The organism is Kribbella sp. NPDC050459 (assembly GCF_040655315.1).
Taxonomy (GTDB): domain Bacteria; phylum Actinomycetota; class Actinomycetes; order Propionibacteriales; family Kribbellaceae; genus Kribbella.
This window is the reverse complement of the sequence record NZ_JBFAJQ010000001.1, coordinates 1,165,278-1,190,886: the sequence shown is the minus strand read 5'-3', so window position 1 is coordinate 1,190,886 and position 25,609 is coordinate 1,165,278. Positions and strand designations below refer to the sequence as shown.

The following is a 25,609-nucleotide window of genomic DNA, read 5'->3' as shown; positions in this document are numbered from 1 at the left end:
AACCTGACACTGATGTCAGACTCTACCGTCCCGGTATGACGCTCTACGACTCCCTTTACGACTACAGCCCGCTCCCCTCCCGGCCCCGCCTGACCTGGCCCGACGGCAAGCGCGTCGCGTTCTACGTCGGCCTCAACATCGAGCACTTCCTCCCCGGCAAGCCGTCCACGAGCATCTGGCCGCTCGACCTCGATCCCGATCCGCTCAACCACGGCTGGCGGGAGTACGGCGCCCGGGTCGGGATCTGGCGCACCATCGACATCCTCGACCGGTACGGCGTCCGCGCGAGCGCCCTGCTCAACTCCGACGTCGCCGAGCACACCCCGCAGATCGTCAAGGCCGGCGTCGAGCGAGACTGGGCCTGGCTCGCCCACGGCCGGACGAACTCGGTCCTCCACACCGGATACGAGGCCGACGAGGAACGGCGCGTCCTCACCGACATCACCGACACCATCGAGACCGCGACCGGCAAGCGCCCCAAAGGCTGGATGGGCCCCGCCCTGACCGAGACGCACAACACGCCACAGCTGCTCTCCGAGCTCGGCTACCAGTACGTCCTCGACTGGACCAACGACGACCAGCCGTACCGCCTCAACGTCCCCGGCATGCTCAGCGTCCCGTACACCGTGGAGCTCAACGACCTCGGCCTGTTCCTCCGCGGCCTCAGCGGCCCGGACTTCCTGCAGATGGTGAAGGACCAGTACGACGTCCTGCGCGACGATTCCGCGGACACCGGGCGGGTGATGGCGCTCGCGCTGCACCCGTTCGTCATCGGGCAGCCGTTCCGGGCGAAGTACCTGGACCTCGCGCTCCGGTACATCGCCGCGCAGCCGGACGTCTGGATGACCACCAGCGACGAGATCGCCGCGCACTACGCGGCGGCGTAACCACCGCGGGGTGTGGACCGTTGTTACCAACGGGTTTATTCTCGACCGGACAACTGGGGGGTGACGGTCCGCCGTCACCGCAAGCACGGGGAGCAACGACATGCGCAGGCGCGACGAGCGGGGCGGTAGCTCGGTCCCGGCGCTGGCCGTGCTCCTGCTCCTCGGCGTGGTCGCCACGGTCGGCATCCTCGGCAACAAGAAGCACGAGACGGTCGACCTCACCACCCTGACCGCCTCGACGACCGCCACGACCATCACCACCGCACCCCTGGACGGCGAGCCGTACGCCGGCACCACCGGCCTGGTCGTGCACCCGCGGACCGAGGCCGCGCTCTACAGCGCCCCGGACCCCGACAACCCCGACGCCTTCGGCAAGATCGGCCCGACCCAGTTCGGGCCGACCTGGCTGCCGGTGGTGGAGCAGACCGATGGCTGGGTCCGCGTCCTGCTCCCCTCCAAGCCGAACCGGTCCACCGGCTGGCTCCGCGACGAGGACCTCGACCGGGCCACCTCGTCGTACCTGATCCGCGTGCACACCAGCTCGCGGACGCTGGAGCTGTTCCTGAACAACAAGAGCCTCGGCAGCTGGAAGGCCGGGGTCGGCGCGCAGCAGACGCCGACGCCGCCCGGCCGGACGTTCCTGCTCGGCTCGATCATCGACCACAAGCGCTCCGCCTCGCCGATCGTGCTGCCGCTGGGTGCGCACAGTCCCACCTTGGACACGTTCGGTGGCGGGCCTGGTACGGTCGCGATCCACGGCTGGCCGAATCCGCGCGTGTTCGGAGCGGCCATCAGCGCCGGCTGCGTCCGGGTGCCGCGGACCGCGCTCGCCCACCTGCAGAAGGTTCCGCTCGGGACGCTCGTCCTGATCGACAGCAAATAGAGGAGATCCGATGCGACGACCATTGAGGAGGCGTCTGACGCCGACCGTGCTGACGGCCGCGGCCGTGGCGGGCGTCGTGACGTTCAGCCTGGTCGCGAGCGCCCCCGTCGGCAACGCGGCAGCCCGCCCCTCCTCGGCGTACGCCGTGAGCGCCGAAGGCCAGGTGCCGATCCCGAAGACGCCGTACGCCGAGTCGCTCGACGGCAAGCGGCACACGACGTCGGCGCTTGAGCTCCCGCAGAACCCGCTGCTCTCGGTCCGGGCCGGTACGGCGACCGCGGGCAACGACTCGGCCTCGGTCGAGCTGTTCGACATCGTCGTCGGCCCGGACATCCTCAGCCAGGTGACGATCCCGGCGGAGCTGAAGAACCAGTGCACGTCGCTGCCGACGACCGGCGCCGACAACCTGCCGATCCCGGACATCGCGCTGCCCGACCTCGGCCTGCCGCTGCCGCAGCTGAGCACCAAGGACCTGCCGGTGAAGAACCTGCCGGACCTGTGCAACCTGCTGCTGAACCCGCCGAAGTCGCTGCTCGGCATCGACTCGCTGAACGTCTGGTGCTCCGGTGACACCGGCGGCGTCGACATCGGCTCGCTGACGCTGCTCGGCCGCACCATCAAGGCGCCGAGCACCAAGCAGGGCGCGTCGCTGCCGTCGAACTCGCTGGCGACCATCAAGGTCAACAGTCAGGGCAAGCACTCCGACGGCGCGTTCACGGTGACGGGCCTGAGCATTGATCTCGGCGGCGGGATCGAGGTCATCACGCTCGCCTCGGCCACCTGCGCCACGCCCGCCGCGAAGCCCAAGCCCACCCCGAAGCCGAGCCCGCCGGTCGAGGCCCCCGCCCAGGTCAACACCCCGCCGGCGGCCCCCGTCCCGACCCCGGTCAAGACCCACCACCCGGTCACCGGCTGACCGCAGCCCCTGGGCTAGAGCTTCACACCCAGCAAGGCATCACAAGCCTGAGCGATGAGGGCGGGGGCCCCATGGTCCTCGCCCTCGCTCTCTGCCCACGCGTCGACAGCTGCCAACGCACCGGCGGTGTCCAAGTCGTTGGTGAGCGCCGCCCGTACGGCGTCAACCGCAGCCGCCCCGTCCGGCCCGGAGCCGCGCCCAATGGCCCCCCGCCACACGTCCAGCCGCGCCTGCGCATCCGTCAGATCCGACGCGGTCCAGAACCAGTCGGTGCGGTAGTGATGCGTCAGCAGCGCCAACCGGATCGCCATCGGATCGGCGCCGGCGGTCCGCTCCTTCGACACCAGCACCAGATTGCCCTTGGACTTCGACATCTTCTCGCCGTCCAGCCCGACCATCGCCTGGTGCACGTACGCCCGCGCGAACGGGTACTCCCGGGTCGCGACCTGCGCCCCGCTCGCGGACATCTCGTGGTGCGGGAAGATCAGGTCCGACCCGCCGCCCTGGACGTCGAACGTCATGCCCAGGTACTTCAGCGCGATCGCCGAACACTCGACGTGCCATCCCGGCCGGCCGCGGCCGAGCGCGGAATCCCACGCCGGCTCCCCCGGCCGCTCGTGTCGCCACAGCAGGCTGTCGAGCGGGTCCCGCTTGCCCTCGCGGTCCGGGTCGCCGCCGCGCTCCGCGAACAGCTCGCGCATCGTCTCGCGGTCGTAGTTCGACACACTGCCGAACGCCGGGTCCGCCTTCACCGCGAAGTACAGGTCGCCGTCGACGGAGTAGACCGCGTCCGCGCGGCGCAGGTCCTCGACCGCGCTCGCGACCAGGTCGATCGACTCGACCACGCCGATGTAGTGCTGCGGCGGGATCACCCGCAGCGCGGTCATGTCGTCGCGGAACAGCTGGATCTCCTGCGCCGCGAGGTCGGTCCACTCGACGCCGGTCGCGGCCGCGCGCTCCAGCAGCGGGTCGTCGACGTCGGTGATGTTCTGCGTGTACGAGACGTCGTACCCGGCGTCGCGCCACAGGCGGTTGATCAGGTCGAACGTGACGTACGTCGCCGCGTGGCCCATGTGCGTCGCGTCGTACGGCGTGATGCCGCACACGTACATCCGGGCCGTCCCGCCGTCGCCCGGCGGGACCTCGACCAGGCCGCGCGACGCGGTGTCGTAGAGGCGTAGCCGCCGGGCCGGGCCCGGTACGACCGGGATGTCTGGTTTCGTCCACGCCTGCATGTGTCGGAGCTTATGCCAGTCCGATTTTCAATGACGCGACACGGTTCCATTCCGTGGTCCGGACGGCGACGTGCACCCCGGCGGCCGCTAATCTCGCCGAACGATGAGTGCAGACTTCAGTCCCGAACTCCAGGCGTACGGCGGCTGGATCGCCGCCGCCGCGATCCAGCAGCAGGACCTGTTCAACGACGTGGTCGGACCGGACTCGCTGGAGGCCGACCTGGACGCGCGCACGCTCAGCAGCGAGCGCGGCGTACTGGGCGGGATCTCCCTGCTCGGGAGCTTCTCCGAGCTCGACCGGACCTGGCTGTGGGGCTGGGCGAACCCGGGGTTCGGCCCGGACGCGCCCGCGGTCGCGCCGACGCTCGCGATCCGCGAGTTCGGCGAGCGGCACGGGATCGCCGAGTTCACCACCGACAGCCCGGACCTCGGCGGATTCGAGCAGCCCGCACAGGCGGCGATCACGCTGGCGATCGCCGCCGGGTCGGTGCTCGGCGGCCGCGGAGTCTGGTCGACGGCGATCAACGAGGGGCGCGGGCACGTGTACCTGCACGTCGCCGACGAGCAACTGCCGCGGGCAGACTTCGACGCGATCGCCACGCCGCGGCTGCTGATGACCGCGGTCAGCGTCTTCCCCGCCGACCACCGCCAGGTCGTCCGCGGCTACCTGCAGCACTTCGGCCTGCGGTACGACGAGAGCGCCGAGGCGATCCGCGGTACGGCGCCGGACGGCGGGCCGGTCGTGGTCGAGTTCGACGACCTCGGCCGGATCGGCAACATCAGCGTGCAGCCGCGGTCCTAGAAGGCCGGCCAGGGGATCGCGGGCCAGTCCTCGCTCGGGTACGGGAAGGTTCCGGTCTTGAGCAGGGTCGAGCAGCGTTCCCTGGTCGCGGTCAGCTCGACGGCGGTGACGAGCTCGCACAGTTGCTGGCCGAGACCGCCGGCCAGCTGATCCGCCAGCCGCCGGACGTCGTCCAGCAGGTCCGCCGGGATCGGCTCACCGGCCCAGCCCCAAAGGACCGTACGGAGCTTGTCGTCGGCGTTGAACGTGACGCCGTGGTCCACGCCGAACACGCGCCCGTCGCCCGGGTTCAGCACGTGGCCGCCCTTGCGGTCGGCATTGTTGACCAGGGCATCGAACACCGCCATCCGCCGCAACGCGTCGGTGTCGGCGTGCACGAGAGTGACCGGGTTGTGGCGGCCGTCGAGCGCGTCCAGGACACCCACCCAGCCGTCGGGGACGCGGCCCTGCGGCACGATGTCGACCAGCTCGGTCTCCCCCGCGCCGAGCTCGGCCTCGTCGATCCACAGCTGGACCATGCCTTCGCCGAGCGGCCCGTCGCGCAGCAGCGTCGGCGGCACGATCGACCAGCCGAGCGCCTCGGACACGACGTACGCCGCGAACTCGCGCTGGGCGAGCGTGCCGTCCGGGAAGTCCCACAGCGGCCGCTCCCCCTCGACCGGCTTGTAGACCACCGTTGCGGTGTCGCCGGCCAGGCTGACCGAGCCCTGGTAGGTGCCGTTCGAGGCCGCGACCAGGCGGCCGTGCAACGACAGCTCCCCGAGGGCGAGCAGCTCCGGGTCGGCGCTCATCGTGGCGTCATTCCGGCAGGTGCCTGCGGTAGCCGTTGGCCCGCGGGCAGATGTGACCGTCGGCGTCGATCGGCCGCCCGCAGAACGGGCAGCTCGGCCGCCCGGACGCGACCAGCGCGACCGCCCGGCGGGCGAACGCCCGGGCCTGCTCCTCGGTGATCCGGACGATGAACACCTCGGCGTCCTCGGACTCCATCGCCGCGGCCACCGGGTCCGTCTCCTCCAGGTCCGCCTGGTCGCCCGTGACGACCGCGAAGACCTCGATCACGACCCGCTCGGCGTCGGCCTCCCAGGCCAGCGTCATGGTGCCGGCCCGGAACTCCTCCTCGATCGGCTGCTCGAGCGGCGCGGTGTCGTCGACCGCGGTCTGCGTGACCGGGTCGCGGTCGAACCGCCGCGCGACCTCGTCCAGCATCACGTCCAGCCGCTCGGCGAGGGCCATCACCTGTTCCTTCTCGCACGCCACCGAGGTGAGCCGGTGCCCGGCCCGGGCCTGCAGGAAGAACGTCCTCGCACCGGGTTCGCCCACGGTGCCGGCGACGAACCGCTCGGGGTCGTCGTAGGAGTGCACAACTCGCGCCATACCCAGACCCTATTACCGTCCACCGACCACGGCGTCCGAGGACTGCTTCTTGGGCTTGCCTTTCGCTGACGGCTTAGGAACCAGCGAGGCCAGTTCGCTGCCGGAGTCGTTCAGCCGGACCAGGAACGGGCGGGTCTTGGTGTAGGTGATGATCGTCGTCGACGCGGTGTCCACGACGATCCGCTGGAACGTGTCCAGGTGCTGACCGAGCGCGTCCGCGACGATCGCCTTGATCACGTCGCCGTGCGAGACCGCGACCCAGATCGCGTTGTCACCGTGGCTTTTCGCCAGCTCCGCGTCGTGCCCGCGGACGGCGTCGACCGCACGCTGCTGCATCGCCCGCATCGACTCACCGCCCGGGAACGTGACCGCGGACGGGTGCTGCTGCACGACCGCCCACAGCGGGTCCTTCGCCAGCGTCGCGATCTGCTGTCCGGTCCAGTCGCCGTACCCGCACTCGGTCAGCCGGCGATCCGTTGCCGGACGCAACCCGTCGTGCTGCTTCGCGATCGCGGCCGCGGTCTGCTTGCAGCGCTCGAGCGGGGAGGTGACGATCGCGGCCAGAGGCAGCTCGGCGAGCCGCTGCGCGACCGCCGCGGCCTGCTGGACGCCGGTGTCGTCCAGCTTCACGCCGGGCGTCCGGCCCGCCAGCGTGCCGGACGTGTTCGCGGAGCTACGACCGTGGCGAACCAGGATCACGGTGGGCATGGAGTGCACGTTATCCCGTCCGCGCAAGTCCTGATGCGGTGCCCGATGCCATGATGGTGACGTGATCGTGGATTGCGGGGTGTACGCGGCGGGCGAGCGGCAGGCCCTGCCCAAGGACCCCGAGACCGTTGCTCACGCCATCGAAGACAGCGCCGGCAGCTTCGGGTGGATCGGGCTGCACGAGCCGTCGGACGCGGAGATGGCGCGGGTGCAGCGGCTGTTCGGTCTGCACGATCTCGCGGTCGAGGACGCGCTGCAGCTCCACCAGCGCCCGAAGGTCGAGCGGTTCGGTGACACGCTCCTCGTCGTCCTGCGGACGCTCTGGTACGTCGACGAGGGCGACGCCGTCGAGACCGGGCAGGTGACCGCCTTCGTCGGACCGCGGTACGTCGTGACCGTGCGGCACGGGAAAGGCGGCGAACTGGCCACCACCCGGCACGAGCTCGAGGAGCGGGCCTCGATGCTCGGGCACGGCCCGGCCGCGGTGCTCTGGGCGGTCTCGGACGCGATCGTCGACGACTACGAGCGGGTTGCCGAGCAGGTCGAGATCGACGTCGACGAGATCGAGAGCTCGGTGTTCTCCCCCGAGCGCACCAGCGACGCGGAGCGGATCTACCGGCTGAAGCGCGAGGTGCTCGAGATGCGCCGCGCGATCGACCCGCTGCGGGAGCCGATGGAGCAGTTCGCGCACGGCGGCGGCGGGCTCGGCCCGAAGGCCGGCCCGTTCTTCCGCGACGTCGCCGACCACCTCAGCCGGGTCTCCGACCAGGCCGAGGCGATCGACACCCTGCTCACGTCCGCCCTCAACGCGCATCTGGCGCGCGTCTCGGTCCAGCAGAACGACGACATGCGCAAGATCTCCGCCTGGGTCGCCATCGCCGCCGTACCGACGATGCTGGCCGGCATCTACGGCATGAACTTCGACAACATGCCCGAACTCCGCTGGCACTTCGGCTACTACGCCGTCCTCCTCCTGATGGCCCTCGTCTGCTTCACCATGTACCGCTTCTTCCGCAAGGTCGGCTGGCTCTAGGTCCTGTCTGGATTACCAGACAGGGCCTAGGTCGCGGTGATCGTGCTGGTGGCCAGGAGGATGATCAGGACGATGCCGAGGAGGACGCGGTAGAAGGCGAAGACCGAGATCGAGTGTTTCGCGACGAAGCGGAGCAGCCAGGCAACCGACGCGTAGGCGACGACGAAGCTGACGATCGTGCCGACGATCAGCGGGACGGCGCCGACGTCGCCGCTGAGGGCGTCCTTCAGCTCGTAGATGCCCGCGCCGACCAGGGCGGGAATGCCGAGCAGGAAGGAGACCCGCGTGGCAGCGACCCGGTCGAGGCCGCGGAACAGGCCGGCCGAGATCGTCGCCCCGGAGCGGGACACGCCGGGGACCAGCGCGAGGCACTGGACGACACCCATCACGATCGCGTCGACCATCGTGATCCGGGTGAGTGGTCTCGACTTGGAGCCGAGCCGCTCGGCCGCGACCATCACGACCGACCAGCCGATCAGTGCGCCGGCCACCCACCAGAGGCTGCGCAGCGGTCCCGAGATCACGTCCCGCGCCAGGAAGCCGACGATCACGATCGGCGTCGAACCGACGATCACGTACCAGCCCATCCGGTGGTCGAACTCGCCGCGGTGTTCGGGCTTGACCAGGCCGCGGACCCAGGCGACGGCGATCCGCCGGATGTCCTGCAGGAAGTAGAGCACCACGGCCGCGATCGCGCCGATCTGGATCACCGCGGTGAAGCCGGTGATCGACGGGTCGTCGATCTTCAGCCCGAGCATCTTCGCGACGATGGTCAGGTGCCCGGTGCTGGAGACCGGCAGAAATTCGGTCAGCCCCTCGACGATGCCGAGGATGATGGAGTCCCAGATCGTCATCAGTGGCCGGCTCCGGACAGTTCCAGCGCCTCCGCGGCGGTCCGCAGGTCGGCGATCCGCTGCTCGACGGTCGGCGCGAACGGCGTCAGCGACACGGTCGTCGCGCCCGCCTCGGCGTACGCCGTCAGCTTCTCGGCGATCCGCTCCTTGCCGCCGAGCAGCGAGATCGAGTCCAGGAAGCCGAACGGTACGGCGGCCATCGCCTCGCGGTGCTTCTTGGCCAGGTACAGGTCCTGGATCTCCTTCGCCTCGTCGGCGTACCCCATCCGCACCGCGAGCGCGTTGTAGAAGTTCTTCTCCCGGCTGCCCATGCCGCCGACGTACAGCGCGGCGTACCCGCGGACCGGGTCGGCCGCGGCCTGGATGTCGTCCCCGGTCATCAGCGGGGTGGTGACCACGACGTCGAACCCGTCGAGGTCCTCCTGACGATTCTGACGGGCGGCACGGCCCGTCCTGATGTGCGCCAACTGCTCTCCAAGGAAGCCTGGGTCGTTGAGGATCCCGAGCCAGCCGTCGGCGATCTCGCCGGCCAGCTCGAGGTTCTTCGGGCCGACCGCGGCCAGGTACACCGGCACGTGGTCGCGGATCGGCCGCACGGTCAGTTTCAGCGCCTTGCCCGGCCCGTCGGGCAGCGGCAGGGTGAAGTACTTCCCCCCGTACACCACCGTCTCGCGCCGCAGGGCCGCGTTCACGATGTCAACGTACTCACGGGTCCTGAGCAGAGGCTGAGAAAACCGGACGCCGTGCCAGCCCTCCGACACCTGCGGCCCGGACACGCCGAGGCCGAGCCGGAACCGGCCGTTCGACAGCCGGTCGAGGGTGGCCGCGGTCATCGCGGTCATCGCCGGCGTCCGGGCCGGGATCTGGAACACGGCCGCGCCGATGTCGATCGTGGTGGTCTGGGCGGCGATCCAGCTGAGCAGCGTGGCGGCGTCCGAGCCGTATGCCTCCGCGGCCCAGGTGACCGAGAATCCGAGTGCCTCGGCCTCCTTCACCAGCCTCAGGTGGTCCAGATGGTCGTCGCCGCCGTAGACGAAGCCGATGTTCAGTCCGAGTCGCATGACTGGCGAGCCTAGCGAGCCGTTGTCGGTGGCTCGCAATAGGCTCGGTGCATGCAGCAGCGCTATCTCGGTCACAGTGGCTTGGCGGTGAGCAGGCTCGGCCTGGGCACCATGTCGTGGGGCCGGGACACCGACGAGCACGAGGCGCGCGAGCAGCTCGCCGCGTTCGTGTCCGCGGGCGGCACGCTGATCGACACCGCGGCGGCCTACGGCGACGGCGACAGCGAGCTGCTGATCGGGTCGCTGCTCGGCGACGTGGTGGACCGCGACGACCTGGTGATCGCGACCAAGGCCGGGTTCAGCGTCCGCCGGGGCGAGCGGATCACCGACACCTCCCGGGGCGCGCTGCTGCGCGATCTCGAGGGCTCGCTGCGGCGGATGAAGGTCGACCACATCGACCTCTGGCAGCTGCACACCTGGTCCGACGACGTGCCGCTGGAGGAGACGCTGTCGGCGCTCGACCACGCCGTCAGCTCGGGCAAGGTGCGGTATGTCGGCGTGTCGAACTACGCCGGCTGGAAGTCGGCCCGCGCGGTCACCTGGCAGCAGGCCTGGCCGGGGCGCGCGGTTCCGGTCAGCAACCAGGTCGAGTACTCGCTGCTCGCCCGGGACGCCGAGGTGGACGCCCTGCGCGCCGCCGCCGGCCTCGGGATCGGGGTCCTCGCCTGGTCCCCGCTCGGCCGCGGTGTGCTGACCGGGAAGTACCGCACGGGCATCCCGGCGGACTCCCGCGCGGCCTCTCAACATCTGTCCAGATTCGTCGACCCCTATCTCGACGCCCGGGCTTCGGGCATCGTGGAAGCGGTCGCACGAGCCGCCGACGGGCTCGGCTGGACCCCGCTCGAGGTGGCGCTCACCTGGGTGCGGGACCGGCCGGGGGTGTCGGCGGCGATCGTCGGGGCCCGGACAGCGTTGCAACTGAAGTCGGTTCTGGGTGTGGAGGAGCTCACATTGCCGCCCGCCATCGTCGCGGCACTGGAGGATGTTTCCTGAGGGCGTAGTACTGGAGGTGCGGATGGCCGAATACGAACTGCAGCAGTTCGAGGTGTCCAGGACGGAGTCCCGCGGTGCGGTGCGCAAGCTGCTCACCGAGCACGCGGAGTACGGCGGGTGGGAGCTGGCCAGGCTCCGGCGCTACCCGGACGGATCGCGGCGCGTCTGGTTGCGCCGCCGCATCATCCGCGTGATGCGGACCCTCTGACCGGCCCGGAAAGTCCGGGCCGTTCTCGCGGCGCAATATCTCTGCCCCAGAGGTATTCTGGACGGCGTGAGCGAACTCCTGGCCGAGGAACTGATCGCCGCGATCGGGCTCGTCCGCCGGCGGCTGCGCCGTTCCGCGGGACGCCCGTTCCCGTTGTCCGCGCTCACCGATTCGCAGGCCGAGCTGGTCCGCACCGTGCGCCGCAATCCGGGCATCTCGGTCGCCGAGGCCGCCGCCGAGCTCGGCCTGGTCGCGAACACGGTGTCGACCCTCGTCGGGCGGCTCACCGAGCGCGGCCTGCTGCAGCGCACGCCCGACGCGTCCGATCGGCGCGTCGCCCGGTTGACGCTCACCGAGCCGGCCCGTGAACAGGTCGAGGCCTGGCGCGACCGCCGTACGGCGCTGGTGTCCGGTGTGCTCGACGACCTGACGCCGGACGAGCGCGACGCGCTGGTCGCCGCGCTGCCGGTGCTGACCGGGCTCGCGGAGCGCCTGCATCCCGAGGAGCAGCTCAGGAAGGAGCGCGTATGAGTGCGGAACCCGCGGTGTCGGTGGCGGGTCTGAGTCACCGGTTCGGTGACCAGCTCGCGGTCGACGGCCTCGACCTGACCGTCTCCCCCGGCGAATGCTTCGGCCTGCTCGGTCCCAACGGCGCCGGCAAGACGACGACGCTGCGGGTGCTGAACACGCTCTACCCGCCGCAGTCCGGCACGGTCCGGGTCTTCGGCCTCGACGTCCGCACCGACGCCATGCGGGTCCGGCGGATGCTTCGGGTACGTCCCGCAGCAGCTGTCCATCGAGGGTGCGCTCACCGGCCGCGAGAACGTCTCGTGGTTCGCGCGCCTGTTCGACGTACCGCGGCGGGAGCGGGCCGCGCGGGTGGCCGAGGTCCTGCAGATCGTCGACCTGACCGATGCCGCCGACCGGCTCGCGTCGACGTACTCCGGCGGGATGGTGCGCCGGCTCGAGCTCGCGCAGGCGCTGGTGAACCGGCCCGCGCTGCTCGTGCTGGACGAGCCGACGGTCGGGCTCGACCCGGTGGCCAGGGATTCGGTGTGGGCGCGGGTGCAGGAGATGCAGGAGCGGTACGGGATGACCGTGCTGCTGACCACGCACTACATGGAGGAGGCGGACATCCTCTGCGACCGGGTCGCCCTGCTGCACCTCGGCCGGCTCCGCGCGGTCGGTACGCCGGAAGAGCTGAAGGCCGCGCTCGGTCCCGGCGCGAGCTTGGAGGACGTGTTCCGGCACCACACCGGGGAAAGCCTGGAGGGTCAGGCGAAGGGAGGTCTGCGCGATGTCCGTGGCACCCGCCGCACCGCCCAGCGCCTGGGTTGATTCGCGCCCGCGCGCGGCGCTCCGGCTGTTCTCCCGGATCGGGACGTTCTGCCTGGTCGAGCTGCAGAAGCTGCGGCACGACCGGACCGAGCTGATCACCCGCGCGATCCAGCCGGTCCTGTGGCTGGTCATCTTCGGCCAGACCTTCAGCCGGATCCGGGCGATCCCGACCGGCGACGTCCCGTACCTCGACTACCTCGCGCCCGGCATCATCGCGCAGTCGGCGCTGTTCGTCGCGATCTTCTACGGGATCCAGATCATCTGGGAGCGCGACGCCGGGATCCTCACCAAGCTCCTGGTCACGCCGTCGCCGCGCTCGGCGCTGGTCGCCGGGAAGGCGTTCGCGGCCGGGGTCCGGACGATCTCCCAGGCGATCGTCGTCCTCGTCGTCGCCGCGCTGCTCGGCGTCAGCCTCACCTGGAACCCGTTGAAGCTGCTCGCGATGCTCGCGGTCGTCGTGCTCGGGGCGGCGTTCTTCTCCTGCCTGTCGATGACGATCGCCGGCCTGGTGCTGCGCCGCGACCGGCTGATGGGCATCGGCCAGGCGATCACGATGCCGCTGTTCTTCGCGTCCAACGCCCTCTATCCGGTCGCCATCATGCCCGGCTGGCTCCGCGCGCTCTCGCACGCCAATCCGCTCACGTACGAGGTCAGCGCCCTCCGCGGCCTGCTGATCGGCCAGCCCACCAACTACCTGCTCGACTTCACCGTCCTCATCGCCGCGGCCATCGCCGGCATCTGCGCGGCCTCGGCGCTGCTCGGACGGCTCGCGCGTTAGAGATCGAAGTCGTCCATCCGCTCCAGGTACTCAGGCCGCTCGGCCGGCGTGGTGATCTCGGGCAGGCGTCGCAGTCTGGCACCGAACCAGGACCAGCAGGGCGACGGCCGCGGTGACGAGCCCGGACCCGATCAGCGCGAGCTCGGCACCGACCGCGCCGATGATCGGCCCGCCGGCGAGCATCCCGGCCGCGCTGCCGGCGCTCACGACGACGCTCTGCCCGGACAGCAACGCGCGCCGCTCGGCACCGACGGACGTGCGCGTGATGAGGACGGAGATCGCGGCGATTCCGATCACCACGGTCACCCCCGACAACGCGCCCATCACGGCGACCACCGGCGGCGTCGTCCACACGCCCATCCCGACCCAGCACAGCCCGCTCCAGGCCCAGGCCAGCGACGCGGTCGCCGTCGGCCTGGTACGCCGGACCACCGCCAGCGACACCGCGGTGCCGACGAGCGACCCCACGCCGTACCCGGTCATGCCCGCGGCCAGGTAGACGCCGGGCTGCCCGCGTTCCTCACCGACGACCGACAGCCCGAGCGTGAACGCGAACCACGTGACGCATCCCGTGCCGCGGACGACCCATCCGTAGGCGACCTCGGTGCGCCCGCGCAGACTGCCGCGGATCGACGGCGTCACCAGACCTGCTGGAGCCCGCTCGGACCGGACGGCGCACGCCAGGAGTCCGGCGCCTGCGACGCTTGCGGCTTCGATCCACAGCAATCCGTTCGTCAAGCCGGTGGAGATCGCGAGCGCTCCGACGGTCGGGCCGATCAGCATCCCGAACCGCCGTAGCCCGTCCTGCCAGGTCAGCAACTGGACCGCCCGGCCATCGCCCCACCGGTCACCGGTGTCGGCGAGCAGCGCCGAGCGGCCCGGGTTCGACAAAGCGTCGCCGCACCCGAGCAGCAGCCCGCTCAGGATCAGCCACTCCGGCGACAAGATGCCCAATCCGGCGGCCGCGGGAACCGATGCCAGCGCAATCGCGGACACAAGCGCCACGACCGCGAGCCGCGGGCCGGAATCGACCCACTGCCGCGCCCTCCTTGCCCACCACGGCGACAGCACCACCGGTACGCCGGCCGCGCCCGCGACCAGTCCGGTCGCCGCGACGGACCCGGTCTCACGCAGGATCACCAACGGCAGCGCGACCTGGGCAATCCGGAACGCGAAGTCCGCAGTACCACTTCCGGCCAGCAGGACCAATGCCTCGGATCGCGCCTTCACGCCTTGCATTCTTGGCGTTCCGGCGGCACCCAGGTAGCCGGCGGATCTTGCCCGCTTGCCATAGGCTCAGCCTATGGCCTCATTACCTTCGGTTGAGGACCTCCGGCTGGTCCAGGCCGTCACCCGCACCGGCGCCGTGGGGACCGCCGCACGCGAGCTGCGCATCTCGCAGCCGTCCGCCTCCCAGCGGCTCGCCCGGCTCGAACGGCTCTGCGGCACCAAGCTCTTCGAGCGCGACACCCGCGGCGCCCGCCCCACGCGGGCCGGGGCCGAGCTCAGCCGCCGCGCCGACCACATCCTCGGCCACCTCGAGGAGGTGTACGACGCCACCCGCGCGGCCGCGGTCACCGAGCGGCTCGTGATCGGCACCTTCGCCAGCCTCGCGCCGATCCTGTTCCCGGTCCTCGACGCCGACCTCCCCGACCTGGAGATCCAGCAGCAGGTCGACCACGGTCACTTCCTGGTCGAGCGCGTCGCCGAGGGCACCATGGACGCCGCGTTCATCGCCATCGCCGACCAGATGACGCTGCCGCGCGGCACTGTGTCCCGCCGCGTCGGCCGCGACGAACTCGTCCTGTTCGTCCCGCCCGGCGCCCGCCCACCCGGCCGGGGCCGCCGACCGTTGAAGGACCGCCAGATCGCGTTCTCGACGTACGACCGGGGCGCCGAGGACATCCACTCCCGGCTTGCGGCGCTGGGCGCGATCCCGCGCCGCGGCGTCACCCTCAGCACCACGGTCGCCATGGCCCGTCGCAGCTCCCACCTGGCCCTGGTCCCCCGCAGCGCCCTCGCCACCGAACTCCGCGCCGGCGAGCACCTCACCCCCGCGCCGTTCCATTACCGCCTCACCCTCTCGGTCGTCACCACTCCCTCGCCTCCGCAACCTCTGATGAAGCACCCTCCCCCAGCTCCGCGCCACGCTGAACCTGTCGTGAACGCCCGGGTGTCATCACTGCGCAGGACGATCTGACCGGTACTGGTCAGCGGCGTTGACCGCGCGCCGCCCGCGGCGGTGGGGTGAAGAGCATGGCGACCGTCGACGACGTCCGACGACAGTTCCGGAACCCGCCGCCCGAGGCGCGGCCGATGATGCGCTGGTGGTGGTTCGGTCCGTCCGTCGAGCGAGACGAGATCGACCGCGAGCTGGAAGCCATGGCCGCGGCGGGGCTCGGCGGCGCCGAGGTCGCGTTCGTCTACCCGATGGGGCCGGTGACCGCGCCGTTCGGATCGCCGGAGTTCCTCGAGCTCGTCGGGCACGCGGCCCGGACGGCACGCCGCCTCGGCCTGCGGTTCGACGTGACGCTCGGGAGCGGATGGTCGTACGGGGGCCCGCACATCGGCCCCTCGTTGGCTGCGCGGCACCTGCACTGGGACCGCCGCGAGATCGGCGCCGCGGCGTACGACGTACCGATCGTGGATGCCTGGCCCGGTGACGAGTTCGTGGCCGCGTACGTCGGTGACGGGCCGGCGGGCGCGCCGTCGTCGTACGTCGAGGTTCCGGTGCGGGACGGGATCATCCGCGTACCGGCAGGCGGTCAGCCGCGCGAGGTGCTGATCGCGACATCCCGTGTGACCGGCCAGAACGTGAAGCGGGCCGCAGCGGGCGCCGAAGGGCTGACGCTCGACCACTACTCGGCGGCCGCGGCCGAGGAGCACATCCGGCGGGTGGCGGAGCCGCTGGTGCAGGCCGCGACGCCGGAGCTGCTCGGGTCCGTGTTCTGCGACAGCCTCGAGGTGTACGGCGGCGACTGGACGCCGGCGATGCTCGACGAGTTCGCGAAGCGGCGCGGGTACGACCTGCGGCCGCGGCTGTACGAACTGCTCGTCGGCACCGACGGCGCGCGGCAGCTACGGATCGACTTCGGGCGGACCCTGTCGGAGCTGTACGAGGACAACTTCCTGAAGGTCTTCCAGCGCTGGGCGGCCGGGCACGGCGTACCGTTCCGGATCCAGAGCTACGGCGAACCGCCGGCGACGATGAGCAGCTATCGCCACGCGGACCTGTTCGAGGGCGAAGGCTGGGGCTGGACCCGCCTTCCGGAGACCCGCTGGGCGTCGTCGGCCGCGAACATCCACGGCCGGCCGGTGGTGTCCGCCGAGGTCTGGACGTGGGTCCACTCGCCGTCGTTCCGCGCCACGCCGCTGGATCTGCAGGGCGAGGCCCACGAGCATTTCCTCTCCGGCGTCAACCAGCTGATCGGCCACGGATGGCCGTACTCGCCGTCCGGCGGACCGGGGCTCGGCTGGATCTTCTACGCCGCGGGCGCACTCGACGACCGGAACCCTTGGTGGCCGACGGCAACTGCCTTGTTCGGTTCCCTGCACCGCCTCTCCTGGGTGCTCCAGCAGGGCGTACCGGTCCGGCCGGTGAAGATCTACGTCCCGACGTACGACGCGTACGCCGCACGCGCCGGGCACGCCGAGCCGCTCAACCTGTACCGCGTCGTGCGGCAGCTGATCCCCGAGAGCGTTCCCCGGATCATCCGCGAGGCCGGGCTCGACTTCGACCTGATCGACGACGACGCGCTGGCCGTGCTGGATCCGTCCGACGCGCCGCTTGTCGTCGTACCCGAAGGAACCACGACCCCACCGGAGACCAGCCGGTGGCTCGCCGCCGTCGAGGCGTCCGGCGGACAGGTCGTCACCGACATCAGCACGCTCGCCGGTCACCTTCCCCCGCCCCCGATCCAGCCGCAGCAGGACATCGGCATCGTCCACCGCCGCCTGGCCGACGGCGACCTCTACTTCGTCGCCAACACCGGCACTCAGCCCCGCACCCTCACCTTCCCGCACCCGATGGAACGCTGGAGCCCGCTCTCCGGCAAGGTGACCGTCACCCGCACGACGACCCTCGCTCCGTACGAGGCGGCTGTCCTGACGCCGGCCGGGCTCGAGGACGACGTACCGGAGCAGCGTGAGCGCCTCGACGGCGCAGTGCAGGGCGACTGGTCGGTGGCCTTCGATGGTGAAAGACGTCCGGTTTCGCTCCCGCACCGGTGGGAGGACGACCCGGCGTTGGCGACGTACTCAGGCTCGGCCACCTATCGCACCGAGCTCGAACTCCCGGACACCACCGACCACCTCCTCCTCGACTTCGGCCCGGGCGAGCCGGTCGCACCGGGCAGCGAGCCCTACCTCCCGGCCAACTCCTATCGCGCCCTCGTCACCCCGCCCATCGGCGTCGCCGCCGACATCTGGCTCAACGACGTCCACTGCGGTTCGCTCTGGGCCCCGCCGTACGAGGTCGACCTCACCGACGCCGTGCGCCCCGGCACGAACGACCTGCGCATCGACGTACACAACACGGCAGCCAACGCACTCTCGGCGGACCGCCACCTTCTGCAGGCGGCCGCCGACGTGACAGCCGAGTTCGGCCGCCGCTTCGATCTGCAACACATCGAGCACGCAGCGGACTTCTTGGACTCAGGTCTTCTCAACCGGCCGGTGGTCGTACGACGCTCGAAGGAGGACCAGAGCGAACGAAGGTGAGTGAGATGTCAACGGTGCGGAACTGGGTCGTGGACATCGAGATCGACGAGCAGGGCGACGAACGGGTGACGCGGGCCGAGGCGCGGCTGCACACCCATCAGGAGGAGCAGTTCTCGGCACGCGGAACGGCGTACCGGCACCCGCACGACCGGGAGGTGCCGCGGATCGGCGACCAACTGGCGGCGGCGCGGGCGCTGTCCGAACTCTCGCACCAGCTCGTGCTGGCGGCAGCCGAGAACATCGAGCAGGTGACCCACCGGCCGAGTCACCTGCAGGGGTGATGCCTCAGGCCTGATCGAGGAAGCGGTCGAGGACCCGCGAGCCGAACTCCAGCGCGGACGTCGGCACCCGCTCGTCGATGCCGTGGAACATGCCCATGAAGTCCAGGTCCGGCGGCAGCTGCAGCGGCACGAACCCGAAGCAGCGCACGCCCAGCCGGCTCCACGACTTGGCGTCGGTGCCGCCCGACATCAGCAGCGGCGCGAACCGGCTCTGCGCGTCCTCGGCCTGGATGCACGCCTTCATCGCCTCGACCAGACCGCCGCTGAACTCGGTCTCCAGCGCGATGTCGGTGACGACGGTCTCGCGCTGCACCTTGTCGCCGAGCAGCTCGTCGATGGTGGCGTAGAACTCGTCCTCGTACCCGGGCAGGAACCGCCCGTCGATGTGCGCCTCGGCGTCGCCCGGGATCACGTTCACCTTGTAGCCGGCGTTCAGCATCGTCGGGTTCGCGGTGTTGCGGATCGTGGCGCCGAACATCCGGCTGAAGCTGCCCAGCTTGGCCAGCGTCGCGGTCATGTCGTCCGGGTCGAGCTCGACCTGGAGCACATCCTCCAGCGTCTTCAGGAACTCGCGGACGGTCGGCGTCACGCGCAGCGGCCACTCGTGGGAGCCGATCCGGGTGACCGCCTCGACCAGGTTGGTGACCGCGTTGTCGGTGTTCACCATCGACCCGTGGCCGGCCGTGCCGCGGGCCTTGAGCCGCATCCAGTTCATGCCCTTCTCGGCGGTCTCGATCAGGTACAGCCGCAGGTCGTCCTTGACCGTGATCGAGAAGCCGCCCACCTCGCCGATGCCCTCGGTGCAGTCCGCGACCGTGTCCGGGTGGTTGTTGATCAGCCACTGGGCGCCGTACACCCCGCCGGCCTCTTCGTCGGCCGTGAACACCAGCCGGACCGGCCGCCGCGGCTTCACGCCGGCCCGCTGCCGCGCCCGCACGACGGAGAGCACCATCGCGTCGAAGTCCTTCATGTCGACCGCGCCGCGGCCCCACACGCACCCGTCGAAGATCTCCCCGGCGAACGGGTCGACCTTCCAGTCCTTCGGGTCCGCCGGCACGACGTCGAGGTGCCCGTGCACGAGCAGCGGGTCCGCACTCTGGTCCTCGCCGTCCCAGTGCGCGACCAGCGTCGCGCGGCCCGGCTCCGACTCGTAGATCGTCGACTCGATCCCGACCTCGTCCAGCTTGGCCGCGACGTACTCCGCCGCCACGCGCTCGCCGTTGCTCTTGCCGTTGCCGTAGTTCGTGGTGTCGATCCGGATCAGCTCGCTGCAGAGCTCCACCACCTCGGCGTCGGCGGCGTACGACGTACGGTCACTGGAGGTCGTCATGGGGCCCATCCTCCCCCACGGCTGGTTCGTGAGCAGAGTCAGGTCAGAGTGATGGTGTCGCCGGTGATCGTGATCTGTTTCGGGGGCAGCGGGCGGGGCGCCGGCCCGGCGACGACGGCCCCGGTCGCGACGGCGTACTTGCTGCCGTGGCAGTCGCAGTTGATGGTGCCGCCGGAGACGCTCGCGACGGGACAGCTCTGATGGGTGCAGATCGAGCTGAACGCCTTGAACGTGCCCTTGACCGGCTGCGTCACCACGACCTGGTTCGGCGCGAAGATCTTGCCGCCGCCGACCGGGATGTCGGCGATCTTGCCGAGGACGGTATTGGCCGGCGCGGGCGCCGGGGTCGCCGTGGGTTCGCCGTACTTCTGGCACCCGGTGAGGCCCGCGAGCCCGGCGGCGGCTCCGGCCAGGATCGTACGGCGGCTTGGTGCGTCCACATCTGCTCCCTTCAGCGGATGATGCCGAACGTGGTGAAGAACCACAGCGAGGACGTCAGCCACAGGCCGACGAGTCCCGTGAAGACCGCGCCACCGGCGACGGGCAGCAGCCAGCGCGGTGCGTCGTTGCGGGTGAGCGACAGCATCTTCACGACGAAGGCGCCGTAGAAGAAGCAGCCGAGCAGCGAGTGGATCAGTACCCGTGGCGCGCCGTACTGGAAGCCCAACGCGTAAAGGCAATGGGCGACGACCGGCAGGGTGAAGGCGACGGCGGCCCGGCCGGACCAGCGGTGCAGCGGTGCGAGGCCGGGTCGGCCGCGGTACAGGGCGATCGCCGACAGGATCTGGACGAGGCCCAGCACCGCGGCGACTGTTGCCAGCCAGGTCTTCACCGACCGGAAGCTCGAGAAGCCGGCGATGTCGATCGCGACACCGGTCGGGTCGTGCAGGCGGCCGTAGACGCCCAGCGCGACGGCCACCGCGGCGCCGGCCGCGAACGGTACGACGACTGTGCTCGCCTTGGGGCCTGTGGTCGTGGTCATCTCAGAACGTCTCGTCGCCGGTGATCGTCAGGGCTGTGACGGACACGCCGTCGACCGTCGCTGTGCGGTTGGCCGGGTCGAGTGGCGGGGCGGCTGCCGGCGTACCGTCGTCGTCGACGCCGACCTGCTGGCCGTTGGGGAGGACGATCCAGCCGATCGTTCTTGTGCTGTTGCGGGCTCGGTACAGGCCCGCCGGCGGACCGGCCGTGGGGATCGTGAAGCGCAGCGTGCGGCCGTTCAGCGTGAACGTTCCGGTCGCGGCTGTTGGGCTCAGGGTGGCGGTCAGGTGGTCGCCGGTGCGCGACCGGAGGACGGCTCGGTCGTTCGCGACGGTTCCGGTCAGCCAGGCTTCCAGGGTGCGGCCGTCGCAGACGTAGCTGACGGCGTGGGTGCCTTTGACGGCTAGGGCTACGGCTTCGCGGGTCGGGGTGCGTCCGGCGTACACGACTGTGCGTGCGGCGGGTGGTTTCGTGGTTGCCGGTGCTTTGGTGGTTGCCGGTGCTTGTGTGGTCGGCGGGGCGGTCGTCTGCGGTGGGCTCGTGCTCGTCGGGCTGATGGTTTGGGTGCCGGTTTGAGCGCTCGTCGGGGTGCTCGTCTGGGTGCTGTTCACGACGAGCAGGACGACCAGCCCCGCGGCGGTCGCCGCCAGTGTCACCAGTGGACTTCGCTGCCCCATCTCACCCCCAACCCCGACACGAGGATCCCGCCGGCGCGGCGGCCCGGTCAACGGCTGGGACGAGTACGTTGGATCCATGAAGGGCGATCGGGTCGAGATCGTCGTCGACACGGGCAACGGCGTCTCGTCGTACGAGATCACGGCCACCAAGGCCGGCCGCCGCGTCGAGGTCACCACGAATCGCAGCGTCACCGAGGTCGTCGAGGTGACCCGCTCCGGCACGCCGATCCGCACCGCCCGCTTCCTGTCCGCCCGCGTGATCGCCCTGGTCGAGCACCCGGCCGGCGAGCCCTCCCCCGACGGTTCCCGCACCGCCGGCTGAGGCGCCCCGGCCAGGGCTCAGAGGACCTTGAGTCCGTACATCTCGCCGAGCGGGTCCGAGATCAGCTCGATCCGGGCGCCGTCGGGGTCGCGGAAGTAGATCGACGTACCGCTCTCCTCCAGGTACTCCACGCCCGCCTCGTCCAGGTTCTGCTTCAGCCGCTCCCACAGCGCCGGCTCGACCGAGATCGCCAGGTGGTGCAGTCCGCCGAGCACCTCGGCGTACGGCCCGAGGTCCAGCCCGGGGAAGTCGAAGAACGCCAGCAGGTTCCCGTTGCCGATGTCGAAGAAGAAGTGCGTCGACCCCTCGTAGTCCCGGTTGCCGACCATCTCGGTCAGCGGGAACCCGAGCACGTCCTGGTAGAACCGCACCGTCCGCTCGACGTCCGCACTCAGCAGTGCCGTGTGATGCAGGCCGCGCGCCGTCGACGTCCCACCGGGCTTCAGGTACGCCGACCTGATCCGGTCCCGCTCGGCCTCGATCGTGGACAGGTCGATCTCGGTCATCCACTCCCCCTCAGATCCGGAAGAACAAGTTCAGGTACCGATCGGCGACGGCCCGGTCGCCCCGGATCGTACCGGCGTTGCTGCGACCGAACGCGGTCAGGACGAAACTGCCCGGATCGAACTCGATCACCGCCGGCAGATCATCGATGTCGCCGGCCGCGTAGTCCATACCGTCCGGGCCGACCGTCACGCGCGTGTCGCCCGCGTTCGGGCCGCTGGTGATCCGGATGCCGAGCTCGCACGGATCCTTCGCCCCGGTGGTGTACTTCCACAGCACGAACATGAACGGGACCAGCAGGTCGGCGGCCTCGCCGGACAGCCCGTGCGCGCGGCCGGTGCCCTGCCGGATGTCCCAGGAGTGGACGCCGTAGTCCATCAACTGGAACGCCGGGTAGAAGAACGCCGGCAGCGGACCCATGTAGAAGTGCTGCACCGTGAACCCGCCCCAGTCGTCCGGCCCGAGCGCGTCGAACATCCCCATCATCTTGTCGAAGTCGGTCCGCAACCGCTCCACCAACTCGTCCTGTGGCACACTGCGCAGCGCGAGCGCCTGCTTGTCCACCCGCTCGGCCATCCCCGGCAGCCCGTACGCCGCAGGCACCTCGGCGTGCGACCGGGCCGCGTCGAACGCCACGAAGTACGACTCGGTCGTGTCCGCGAGATGCGCCACCACGTCCCGCACTTCCCAGTGCCCGGCCCCGGTCGGCGCCTCCCAGACCCCGTCCCGCTCGGCCATCCCGAAGAACAGCTCCGCCTCCTGCCGCACCACCCGGAGCATCGTCTCCTTACCCGCGTACGCCATGCCGTTCCACTCGTCCACGGCGTCCTCACCTCCACCCCAGAGGCCACTGTTTGAATTTCAAACTACGCCCCCGACACGCCACCGTCACCACCCCGGAGCCCCGATGTGAATTCCACCCCTGGAGTTTGCTACTGTTCTCCGGTCGGCACCGCCCAGGCGGTACGATCACTCGTCCGGGTGGCGGAATAGGCAGACGCGCTAGCTTGAGGTGCTAGTGCCCGTTTTAGGGCGTGGGGGTTCAAGTCCCCCCTCGGACACGCAACTTATCCACACGGTCCCCCAAGGGGTCGACCTCCACATCGACACTCTGTTCGACGTGGTGATACGTCAGCGTCAGCCGGAATGATGCGTAGAGCTCACTCAGCTCATCGGGATCAGCTCTGTCCAAGGCGGTCGCGATGTCTCCAAGCTGATCGACATACGCCTCGATGTCCCCACGGCTCAGCCCTCTCGCTTCGGGCGCGGCGGCAAGCGCGGCTTCGGCCGCTCGCTTCTCCGCGACCGCCGAGTTGTACTGCTCACGCAACTCGACGGGATCCCAGCCGGCATCCAACGCCTTATGCAACTTCTCCATAACGGTCTCAGCCGCCGCGACCCGATCCCGCAATCGTTCCGTTTGCTCGCGCGCCAGGTCAGCCGAGTCGTCGGCCTCCAGAAGTGTGGAGATCGTCGCGCTCCGATGGACCGGGTCGAACAAGCTGCCGATCCATCGATTGATGCGCGGAGTAAGCGCATCCTCTCGAAGGTAGATCTGCGGAGGATGCGCGATTGCCATCGCTGACCCTGGCACCAACGTGCGAGCGTTACACCGGTAGTAGATCGTGTCCTGCCGACGAGCCGCCCCCTCCATCCTCCTGGCGCACAGCCCGCACTTGATGCGCCCGCGGAACATGTACTGACGCTTCTTCGACACACGCCGCCGGTCGACCCCAGACCAACTCGCCTTACCGCCCGACTTTCGCCTACGTTGCGCGAGCTGCACGGCGGTAAACATCTCGACCGAGACGATCGCCGGATGAGCAGGCTGTCGCGAGCGAACGATCTTCGCCTGCGGCGACCGACGAAACTTCACGACATATCCAGCCGCGACATCCTCAGGATCGAGCAGCTCCTCGACCTTCTGCCACCGGCCGTAGACCGCGTAGCCGGTGTACCGCGGGTTGTCCAGGATCGCCACGATCGTCGAATGCTGCCAACCGTCCATCTTCCGATGACGGTTCTGCCTCGGCGAGTGCGCCGACGGACACGGCACACCCTCGCGGTTCAGGCACTCCGCGATCGCCTTCTTGCCCCATCCCTCCAAGTAGAGCTCGAATACCCGCCGAACTACGGCCGCGGCGAACTCATCGACTACCAGCACCTTCAGCCGGAGACCCTCCTGAGCTTTCCGCGGATGTGGATGCGGTCCGCCGTCCGCGACCACATACCCATACGGCGCACGCCCACCTTGGTACCGCCCGTCGATCAGCACTTGCGCAGCCATCGCGGCCCGAACCCGCCGCTGCACATGCTGCCGCTCCGACTTCGACAACCCACCCGTGATCGTCATCGCCATGTCGTGCACCGTGTTCTCCGGATCGAACCGCCCACCCAGACTCGGTATCCACAGGGACACGCCATACCGATCGAATTTCGGCCAAGCCAGACTGAACTGGTTGCTGAACCAGCACCGAGTCGCCTCCCCCACCACCAACCCATCCCAGCCGCGCCCCGGATCCTTCAAGGCCCGCAAAACCTCGCTCGCCTGCTCCCGCCGCTCCCAAGGCAACGACCGCGACTGACCGATGTCGAAGAACTCCTCGACAACCTCACCCCCAAGCGGTCCCACAAACCGCTCCGCCTCCCCAAGTTGCCAGGCCTTCGACGTCGCCGGATCCTGATTGTCCTCCGTCGAACACCGGCCATAGAACGCCAACCGCCCGATCCCGCCTCCACCCGCAGGCTGATCCGCCAACGCCTCCATCCCGAGCAGGTCATCCAAGGTCGCCCACTCATCAGCCCCACTCACGATGCATCCTCCTCCGCTCGGGACCCGTCACTCGACTCTCGCCGCGATCGTGCCAGCCGAACGATCATCCGCCGAAGCACACGAGCGGCCTGTGGATAAAGCACCGGCATCCGATCAGGCATACCCACGTTGATCGACGCATCTCGCGGCTCCTCCTGACCATCCACCGTGACCACTCAACGCCGGCAACAGCGAAGAACCCTGCAAGTGACAACTGTTGCGCAATGCTGCGAGTCCTCGCGCAGTCCCGCCGCTCTGGACGGTCACCGACATCGACCTTCCAACTGGACGACCACGATGAATCAGGCCGGTCCCACCAAGATGTCGATGATCTCGGTGGTGGCAACCCGGCCCACAGCAAGAAGGACTCGACATCGAAGGACTGCTCGACGGAACCACTGCCACGGTCGTCGCGATCGACGCCGCCGTCCCCGCCGCGTTCCTGCTCGGCCTGAATCGGCCCGAGCTCGTGGACCGGCTCGTCCTGATCGAGTCGACCCTCGGCCGGCTCCCCGGTGCCGAGGACTTCTTCGCGGCCGGACCGCCGTGGTGGTTCGGCTTCCACGCCGTCCCCAGCCTCGCCGAGACCGTCCTGGCCGGACATGAGGCCGAGTACGTCGACTGGTTCTACGACCAGGGCACGCGCAACAGCGGCGTACGCCCGGACATCCGGGCCGCGATCGCCGCGGCCTACTCGAGACCCGGCGCGCTGCGGTCCGCGCTCGGCTTCTACCGCGCGCTCCCCCGGACCGCCGAGCAGCTCCGCGACGCGGTCCGGCACCCGGCGCCTCGCCGTACCCACAACCGCCATCGGCGCCGCACCAGTAGGCCGCGCTCTCGAGCAGCAACTCCGCCCGATCGTCGACGACCTCACCGCACACCTCATCCCCGACTGCGGTCACATCGTCCCCCT

Annotated in this window: 28 protein-coding genes, 1 tRNA gene and 1 pseudogene; 16 read left to right on the top strand and 14 right to left on the bottom strand. The window is 70.0% G+C overall.

Features of this window, described 5'->3' with window-relative positions; genetic code table 11:
* Nucleotides 1-35: 35 nt before the first annotated feature.
* The 3 genes from AB0I12_RS05450 (at nucleotide 36) to AB0I12_RS05440 (ending at nucleotide 2,686) form a co-directional block, all read left to right on the top strand.
* Nucleotides 36-887, top strand: coding sequence for a polysaccharide deacetylase family protein (locus AB0I12_RS05450; protein WP_359924887.1), 852 nt, complete (start codon nucleotides 36-38; stop codon nucleotides 885-887).
* A gap of 100 nt (nucleotides 888-987) precedes the next feature.
* Nucleotides 988-1,770 carry a L,D-transpeptidase gene (locus tag AB0I12_RS05445; RefSeq protein WP_359924884.1) on the top strand — a complete coding sequence of 261 codons (783 nt, stop codon included), beginning with the start codon at nucleotides 988-990 and terminating at the stop codon, nucleotides 1,768-1,770.
* 10 nt (nucleotides 1,771-1,780) lie between these two features.
* Nucleotides 1,781-2,686, top strand: coding sequence for a hypothetical protein (locus tag AB0I12_RS05440; protein WP_359924882.1), 906 nt, complete (start codon nucleotides 1,781-1,783; stop codon nucleotides 2,684-2,686).
* Between the two features lie 14 nt (nucleotides 2,687-2,700).
* Here AB0I12_RS05440 and mshC read toward each other — a convergent pair whose 3' ends face one another.
* Nucleotides 2,701-3,921 carry a cysteine--1-D-myo-inosityl 2-amino-2-deoxy-alpha-D-glucopyranoside ligase gene (gene mshC / locus AB0I12_RS05435; protein WP_359924880.1) on the bottom strand — a complete coding sequence of 407 codons (1,221 nt, stop codon included), beginning with the start codon at nucleotides 3,919-3,921 and terminating at the stop codon, nucleotides 2,701-2,703.
* A gap of 103 nt (nucleotides 3,922-4,024) precedes the next feature.
* On the opposite strand from mshC, the gene AB0I12_RS05430 reads away from it, so the two are divergent.
* A complete protein-coding gene (locus AB0I12_RS05430; protein ID WP_359924878.1) occupies nucleotides 4,025-4,723 on the top strand; it encodes a DUF6882 domain-containing protein in 699 nt (232 codons plus the stop codon).
* Here the strand turns inward: AB0I12_RS05430 and AB0I12_RS05425 are convergent.
* Genes AB0I12_RS05425 through AB0I12_RS05415 form a run of 3 tightly spaced genes read right to left on the bottom strand, consistent with a single transcriptional unit; the run spans nucleotide 4,720 to nucleotide 6,805 of the window.
* Nucleotides 4,720-5,514 (bottom strand): SCO1664 family protein, encoded by a 795-nt coding sequence (locus AB0I12_RS05425; protein ID WP_359924875.1) that lies wholly within the window; start codon nucleotides 5,512-5,514, stop codon nucleotides 4,720-4,722. The genes AB0I12_RS05430 and AB0I12_RS05425 overlap by 4 nt on opposite strands.
* A 7-nt stretch (nucleotides 5,515-5,521) precedes the next feature.
* The gene (locus AB0I12_RS05420) at nucleotides 5,522-6,097 is read right to left on the bottom strand and encodes a DUF3090 domain-containing protein (protein WP_355692398.1); all 576 of its coding nucleotides are present in this window, start codon (nucleotides 6,095-6,097) and stop codon (nucleotides 5,522-5,524) included.
* Nucleotides 6,098-6,109: 12 nt separating this feature from the next.
* Complete coding sequence (locus tag AB0I12_RS05415) at nucleotides 6,110-6,805, bottom strand: histidine phosphatase family protein (protein WP_359924872.1); 696 nt, start codon at nucleotides 6,803-6,805, stop codon at nucleotides 6,110-6,112.
* Between the two features lie 61 nt (nucleotides 6,806-6,866).
* On the opposite strand from AB0I12_RS05415, the gene AB0I12_RS05410 reads away from it, so the two are divergent.
* Nucleotides 6,867-7,838: a magnesium and cobalt transport protein CorA gene (locus AB0I12_RS05410; RefSeq protein ID WP_359924869.1), complete on the top strand. Its 972-nt coding sequence runs from the start codon at nucleotides 6,867-6,869 to the stop codon at nucleotides 7,836-7,838.
* Nucleotides 7,839-7,864: 26 nt separating this feature from the next.
* Here the strand turns inward: AB0I12_RS05410 and AB0I12_RS05405 are convergent, their stop codons facing one another.
* Nucleotides 7,865-8,692, bottom strand: a complete 828-nt coding sequence (locus AB0I12_RS05405) for an undecaprenyl-diphosphate phosphatase (protein WP_359924866.1) — start codon at nucleotides 8,690-8,692, stop codon at nucleotides 7,865-7,867.
* Nucleotides 8,692-9,753 (bottom strand): LLM class F420-dependent oxidoreductase, encoded by a 1,062-nt coding sequence (locus AB0I12_RS05400; protein ID WP_359924863.1) that lies wholly within the window; start codon nucleotides 9,751-9,753, stop codon nucleotides 8,692-8,694. The genes AB0I12_RS05405 and AB0I12_RS05400 overlap by 1 nt, the downstream gene beginning before the upstream one ends.
* 51 nt (nucleotides 9,754-9,804) lie before the next feature.
* Here AB0I12_RS05400 and AB0I12_RS05395 point away from each other — a divergent pair, with 51 nt between their 5' ends.
* The 6 genes and pseudogenes from AB0I12_RS05395 to AB0I12_RS05370 all read left to right on the top strand — a co-directional run bounded on the left by AB0I12_RS05395 (nucleotide 9,805) and on the right by AB0I12_RS05370 (nucleotide 13,070).
* Nucleotides 9,805-10,746 carry an aldo/keto reductase gene (locus AB0I12_RS05395; protein WP_355480620.1) on the top strand — a complete coding sequence of 314 codons (942 nt, stop codon included), beginning with the start codon at nucleotides 9,805-9,807 and terminating at the stop codon, nucleotides 10,744-10,746.
* 22 nt (nucleotides 10,747-10,768) lie between these two features.
* Nucleotides 10,769-10,954 (top strand): DUF5703 family protein, encoded by a 186-nt coding sequence (locus AB0I12_RS05390; RefSeq protein ID WP_130385444.1) that lies wholly within the window; start codon nucleotides 10,769-10,771, stop codon nucleotides 10,952-10,954.
* A gap of 66 nt (nucleotides 10,955-11,020) precedes the next feature.
* The gene (locus AB0I12_RS05385; protein WP_359924859.1) at nucleotides 11,021-11,485 is read left to right on the top strand and encodes a MarR family transcriptional regulator; all 465 of its coding nucleotides are present in this window, start codon (nucleotides 11,021-11,023) and stop codon (nucleotides 11,483-11,485) included.
* Nucleotides 11,482-11,652: pseudogene (locus AB0I12_RS05380) on the top strand (ATP-binding cassette domain-containing protein); the annotation flags it as partial. The gene AB0I12_RS05385 and the pseudogene AB0I12_RS05380, both read left to right, overlap by 4 nt.
* Before the next feature lie 91 nt (nucleotides 11,653-11,743).
* Nucleotides 11,744-12,292 carry an ATP-binding cassette domain-containing protein gene (locus tag AB0I12_RS05375; RefSeq protein ID WP_359925131.1) on the top strand — a complete coding sequence of 183 codons (549 nt, stop codon included), beginning with the start codon at nucleotides 11,744-11,746 and terminating at the stop codon, nucleotides 12,290-12,292.
* Entirely contained in the window at nucleotides 12,252-13,070 is an 819-nt protein-coding gene (locus tag AB0I12_RS05370) for an ABC transporter permease (protein ID WP_359924856.1), read from the top strand. Before AB0I12_RS05375 ends, AB0I12_RS05370 begins: the two co-directional genes overlap by 41 nt.
* Before the next feature lie 30 nt (nucleotides 13,071-13,100).
* On the opposite strand, the gene AB0I12_RS05365 is transcribed toward AB0I12_RS05370, so the two are convergent.
* Complete coding sequence (locus AB0I12_RS05365) at nucleotides 13,101-14,300, bottom strand: MFS transporter (protein ID WP_359924853.1); 1,200 nt, start codon at nucleotides 14,298-14,300, stop codon at nucleotides 13,101-13,103.
* Nucleotides 14,301-14,373: 73 nt separating this feature from the next.
* Here AB0I12_RS05365 and AB0I12_RS05360 point away from each other — a divergent pair, with 73 nt between their 5' ends.
* Genes AB0I12_RS05360 through AB0I12_RS05350 form a run of 3 tightly spaced genes read left to right on the top strand, consistent with a single transcriptional unit; the run spans nucleotide 14,374 to nucleotide 18,070 of the window.
* The gene (locus AB0I12_RS05360) at nucleotides 14,374-15,270 is read left to right on the top strand and encodes a LysR family transcriptional regulator (RefSeq protein WP_359924852.1); all 897 of its coding nucleotides are present in this window, start codon (nucleotides 14,374-14,376) and stop codon (nucleotides 15,268-15,270) included.
* Between the two features lie 56 nt (nucleotides 15,271-15,326).
* Nucleotides 15,327-17,789 carry a glycosyl hydrolase gene (locus AB0I12_RS05355; protein WP_359924849.1) on the top strand — a complete coding sequence of 821 codons (2,463 nt, stop codon included), beginning with the start codon at nucleotides 15,327-15,329 and terminating at the stop codon, nucleotides 17,787-17,789.
* A gap of 5 nt (nucleotides 17,790-17,794) precedes the next feature.
* A complete protein-coding gene (locus AB0I12_RS05350) occupies nucleotides 17,795-18,070 on the top strand; it encodes a DUF1876 domain-containing protein (protein ID WP_359924846.1) in 276 nt (91 codons plus the stop codon).
* A 4-nt stretch (nucleotides 18,071-18,074) separates the two neighbouring features.
* Here the strand turns inward: AB0I12_RS05350 and AB0I12_RS05345 are convergent, their stop codons facing one another.
* Genes AB0I12_RS05345 through AB0I12_RS05330 form a run of 4 tightly spaced genes read right to left on the bottom strand, consistent with a single transcriptional unit; the run spans nucleotide 18,075 to nucleotide 21,058 of the window.
* Nucleotides 18,075-19,400, bottom strand: a complete 1,326-nt coding sequence (locus tag AB0I12_RS05345) for a M20/M25/M40 family metallo-hydrolase (RefSeq protein ID WP_359924843.1) — start codon at nucleotides 19,398-19,400, stop codon at nucleotides 18,075-18,077.
* A 38-nt stretch (nucleotides 19,401-19,438) separates the two neighbouring features.
* Nucleotides 19,439-19,840: a Rieske (2Fe-2S) protein gene (locus tag AB0I12_RS05340; protein ID WP_359924840.1), complete on the bottom strand. Its 402-nt coding sequence runs from the start codon at nucleotides 19,838-19,840 to the stop codon at nucleotides 19,439-19,441.
* An 11-nt stretch (nucleotides 19,841-19,851) separates the two neighbouring features.
* Complete coding sequence (locus tag AB0I12_RS05335) at nucleotides 19,852-20,382, bottom strand: DUF6529 family protein (RefSeq protein WP_359924838.1); 531 nt, start codon at nucleotides 20,380-20,382, stop codon at nucleotides 19,852-19,854.
* 1 nt (nucleotide 20,383) lies between these two features.
* Nucleotides 20,384-21,058 (bottom strand): hypothetical protein, encoded by a 675-nt coding sequence (locus tag AB0I12_RS05330; RefSeq protein ID WP_359924835.1) that lies wholly within the window; start codon nucleotides 21,056-21,058, stop codon nucleotides 20,384-20,386.
* A gap of 76 nt (nucleotides 21,059-21,134) precedes the next feature.
* On the opposite strand from AB0I12_RS05330, the gene AB0I12_RS05325 reads away from it, so the two are divergent.
* Complete coding sequence (locus AB0I12_RS05325; RefSeq protein ID WP_359924834.1) at nucleotides 21,135-21,380, top strand: hypothetical protein; 246 nt, start codon at nucleotides 21,135-21,137, stop codon at nucleotides 21,378-21,380.
* Between the two features lie 17 nt (nucleotides 21,381-21,397).
* Here the strand turns inward: AB0I12_RS05325 and AB0I12_RS05320 are convergent, their stop codons facing one another.
* Both AB0I12_RS05320 and AB0I12_RS05315 read right to left on the bottom strand, forming a co-directional pair.
* A complete protein-coding gene (locus tag AB0I12_RS05320; RefSeq protein WP_359924831.1) occupies nucleotides 21,398-21,886 on the bottom strand; it encodes a VOC family protein in 489 nt (162 codons plus the stop codon).
* Between the two features lie 10 nt (nucleotides 21,887-21,896).
* Nucleotides 21,897-22,706: a maleylpyruvate isomerase family mycothiol-dependent enzyme gene (locus tag AB0I12_RS05315; RefSeq protein WP_359924828.1), complete on the bottom strand. Its 810-nt coding sequence runs from the start codon at nucleotides 22,704-22,706 to the stop codon at nucleotides 21,897-21,899.
* 153 nt (nucleotides 22,707-22,859) lie between these two features.
* Between AB0I12_RS05315 and AB0I12_RS05310 the strand changes: the two genes are divergently transcribed.
* Nucleotides 22,860-22,945: transfer RNA gene (locus AB0I12_RS05310), tRNA-Leu, on the top strand.
* On the opposite strand, the gene AB0I12_RS05305 is transcribed toward AB0I12_RS05310, so the two are convergent.
* The gene (locus AB0I12_RS05305) at nucleotides 22,927-24,696 is read right to left on the bottom strand and encodes a recombinase family protein (RefSeq protein ID WP_359924826.1); all 1,770 of its coding nucleotides are present in this window, start codon (nucleotides 24,694-24,696) and stop codon (nucleotides 22,927-22,929) included. The two genes, AB0I12_RS05310 and AB0I12_RS05305, sit on opposite strands and share 19 nt — an antisense overlap.
* Nucleotides 24,697-25,609: the final 913 nt, after the last annotated feature.

What these genes read in the sequence shown, in the direction of transcription:
- AB0I12_RS05325 (WP_359924834.1), top strand. Translation starts at nt 21,135, where the DNA reads ATGAAGGGCGATCGGGTCGAGATCGTCGTCGACACGGGCAACGGCGTC.
- AB0I12_RS05350 (WP_359924846.1), top strand. Translation starts at nt 17,795, where the DNA reads ATGTCAACGGTGCGGAACTGGGTCGTGGACATCGAGATCGACGAGCAG.
- AB0I12_RS05445 (WP_359924884.1), top strand. Translation starts at nt 988, where the DNA reads ATGCGCAGGCGCGACGAGCGGGGCGGTAGCTCGGTCCCGGCGCTGGCC.
- AB0I12_RS05335 (WP_359924838.1), bottom strand. Translation starts at nt 20,382, where the DNA reads ATGACCACGACCACAGGCCCCAAGGCGAGCACAGTCGTCGTACCGTTC.
- AB0I12_RS05450 (WP_359924887.1), top strand. Translation starts at nt 36, where the DNA reads ATGACGCTCTACGACTCCCTTTACGACTACAGCCCGCTCCCCTCCCGG.
- AB0I12_RS05425 (WP_359924875.1), bottom strand. Translation starts at nt 5,514, where the DNA reads ATGAGCGCCGACCCGGAGCTGCTCGCCCTCGGGGAGCTGTCGTTGCAC.
- AB0I12_RS05395 (WP_355480620.1), top strand. Translation starts at nt 9,805, where the DNA reads ATGCAGCAGCGCTATCTCGGTCACAGTGGCTTGGCGGTGAGCAGGCTC.
- AB0I12_RS05355 (WP_359924849.1), top strand. Translation starts at nt 15,327, where the DNA reads ATGGCGACCGTCGACGACGTCCGACGACAGTTCCGGAACCCGCCGCCC.
- AB0I12_RS05330 (WP_359924835.1), bottom strand. Translation starts at nt 21,058, where the DNA reads ATGGGGCAGCGAAGTCCACTGGTGACACTGGCGGCGACCGCCGCGGGG.
- AB0I12_RS05420 (WP_355692398.1), bottom strand. Translation starts at nt 6,097, where the DNA reads ATGGCGCGAGTTGTGCACTCCTACGACGACCCCGAGCGGTTCGTCGCC.
- AB0I12_RS05370 (WP_359924856.1), top strand. Translation starts at nt 12,252, where the DNA reads ATGTCCGTGGCACCCGCCGCACCGCCCAGCGCCTGGGTTGATTCGCGC.
- AB0I12_RS05405 (WP_359924866.1), bottom strand. Translation starts at nt 8,692, where the DNA reads ATGACGATCTGGGACTCCATCATCCTCGGCATCGTCGAGGGGCTGACC.
- AB0I12_RS05320 (WP_359924831.1), bottom strand. Translation starts at nt 21,886, where the DNA reads ATGACCGAGATCGACCTGTCCACGATCGAGGCCGAGCGGGACCGGATC.
- AB0I12_RS05390 (WP_130385444.1), top strand. Translation starts at nt 10,769, where the DNA reads ATGGCCGAATACGAACTGCAGCAGTTCGAGGTGTCCAGGACGGAGTCC.
- mshC (WP_359924880.1), bottom strand. Translation starts at nt 3,921, where the DNA reads ATGCAGGCGTGGACGAAACCAGACATCCCGGTCGTACCGGGCCCGGCC.
- AB0I12_RS05430 (WP_359924878.1), top strand. Translation starts at nt 4,025, where the DNA reads ATGAGTGCAGACTTCAGTCCCGAACTCCAGGCGTACGGCGGCTGGATC.
- AB0I12_RS05345 (WP_359924843.1), bottom strand. Translation starts at nt 19,400, where the DNA reads ATGACGACCTCCAGTGACCGTACGTCGTACGCCGCCGACGCCGAGGTG.
- AB0I12_RS05440 (WP_359924882.1), top strand. Translation starts at nt 1,781, where the DNA reads ATGCGACGACCATTGAGGAGGCGTCTGACGCCGACCGTGCTGACGGCC.
- AB0I12_RS05360 (WP_359924852.1), top strand. Translation starts at nt 14,374, where the DNA reads ATGGCCTCATTACCTTCGGTTGAGGACCTCCGGCTGGTCCAGGCCGTC.
- AB0I12_RS05415 (WP_359924872.1), bottom strand. Translation starts at nt 6,805, where the DNA reads ATGCCCACCGTGATCCTGGTTCGCCACGGTCGTAGCTCCGCGAACACG.
- AB0I12_RS05400 (WP_359924863.1), bottom strand. Translation starts at nt 9,753, where the DNA reads ATGCGACTCGGACTGAACATCGGCTTCGTCTACGGCGGCGACGACCAT.